This is a genomic window from Candidatus Brocadiaceae bacterium, assembly GCA_012728835.1.
Classification (GTDB): Bacteria; Planctomycetota; Brocadiia; order SM23-32; family SM23-32; genus JAAYEJ01.
The window spans coordinates 1-1,694 of sequence record JAAYEJ010000015.1 but is presented as its reverse complement, the minus strand read 5'-3'; the positions used below and the strand labels follow the sequence as shown (position 1 = coordinate 1,694).

General features: G+C 69.6%; 3 protein-coding genes. All 3 read left to right on the top strand.

Annotated features, from left to right (window positions below; all coding sequences use genetic code 11):
* Positions 1-16: 16 nt before the first annotated feature.
* On the top strand, positions 17-280 hold the full coding sequence (locus GXY85_02600) for a hypothetical protein (GenBank protein ID NLW49718.1): 264 nt from the start codon (positions 17-19) through the stop codon (positions 278-280).
* A gap of 77 nt (positions 281-357) precedes the next feature.
* Positions 358-738: a hypothetical protein gene (locus GXY85_02595; protein ID NLW49717.1), complete on the top strand. Its 381-nt coding sequence runs from the start codon at positions 358-360 to the stop codon at positions 736-738.
* Between the two features lie 18 nt (positions 739-756).
* Positions 757-1,694, top strand: a 938-nt coding sequence (locus GXY85_02590; protein ID NLW49716.1) for a hypothetical protein, incomplete at its 3' end; no start/stop codon positions are given.

Here is a 1,694-nt window from a genome sequence, read left to right as displayed (position 1 = left end):
GGCCGGGACGGCGGCGGTGGACGTGCATGGCTGGACGGCGCCCTCGACGCTCGCGGCCGACGCGGACAAGCTTGCCCTGCCCGGCACGCGGGCGCTGCTGGCGCGCTGCGTGTGCGATTTGATAGGCCTTATGGACCGCAAGGAGATGGATGCAGCTCCCTGGCGGCAGGAGTACGAGGCCGGGCTGGCGGAGATCGTGGCGCGCGTGCCGCGGGCCGAGGGGCGCGTGCTGCGGACCAAGGGCCGGAGGGTCTTGCATTCGGCTCCTGCCTGGGCGTAAGGTTGCCCCGATGGCAGGGGATTCACAAAACCGCGGGCCAGCGGTTGGAGCAACAACAACAACACAGAGGCAGAACAATGAAGAAACGGATGTTTACGATGGCGGTCGCGGCGCTGGCGCTGGCGACCTTTGCGGCGCTGGCGGGCGAGATCGTCGTGCGCAACGTGGCCACGGGCGCCTACGGCGAGTGGCAGCACACGGGCGGCGGGGTGCTGCTGCTCAAGGGCGTCGTCTCGACGGCCACGGGCGGCGTGCTCCAGGTCAAGCACGACTACATGGTCGGCGGCGCCGGGGTCACCACGCGCGACGTGGGCAACCTGACCACGGTCGAGACGAGCCGGGTTGTCGGCGGCCTGCCGACGGACGTCTATGTCCTGACCGGCCAGAAGATCACGGTCACCAACACGACTGAGATCGCCGGACACACGGTGTACCTGTTCCTCGAAAAGCAGGAATGAGCCTGGGGGGGCGGCGGGATGGCCAACTCCTTCGGGACCTATGAACTGACGGACATCGCGGCGCAGGTGATGGGGCGCGACGCGCGTTTCGGCGCGCGCGCCTCCGTCCCCCTGCTGGGGGCCGACGAGTTCACGCGCTACTGGAAGGTGGACGCCCACCTCTCGGAGCGTGTGCGCGCGTTCCTGGACCTCTACGGCGACGGCGACCACTTCGTCGCCGCCTCGCCGCTGGTCGAGACGCACGCGATCACCAATCCCGCGGCCGAGCAGGATGTGGCGGTGCCGGGGCTGTGGCGCGTGGTGCGCAACTTCGAGGAGGCCGGCCAGCCGGGGATCGTCTACCAGACGCTGCGGCGGGGGTTCCTGCGTCCGCCGAGCATCTCGGGCGCGGCCTGGGGCGCGGGGGCCGACACCGAGGGGCGCGTCTACCGCGTGCAGCAGGTGGCGGCGGACGTGCAGGCGGCGTTCGGGACGCACTACGTCGTCATCTACCCGCATGTCGACAAGACCCATGTGCGAGAGTTCTGCGCGGAGCTGATCGCGCGCGGGACGATCGCCAATCCCACCTTCGACAAGCAGACGGCCATTCCGGGCACCTATACGTTCCGGGCCGCGCGCAACGCGGAGAACGACGACGGGACCAGCACCGTCATGGGCATCCTGGCGAGCACAGAGACGCCGCCTGGGCTGGAGGTGCTGATCTACGACGGATGCGCCGCGAAGGAGTGGGTGCGCTTCTTCTACGACGTGGCTTCGCTGCCGCCCGTGCCGGTCTCCACGAGCGGCGTCGAATACCGGCTGCAGAACGTCTCGCTTGACCGCGAGACGGGGATGTGGAGCTGCACGCTCGTGCGGGAGGAGACGAAGACGCTCTCGCTCCCGAGGCACACGGCCGCGGAGGACCTCTACACGCGTCGCGAGCGCTCGGCCTGGCAGCAGGTGCGCGAGGGCGACGT

Coding starts and splice junctions, on each gene's coding strand:
- GXY85_02595 (NLW49717.1), top strand. CDS start 358: ATGAAGAAACGGATGTTTACGATGGCGGTCGCGGCGCTGGCGCTGGCG.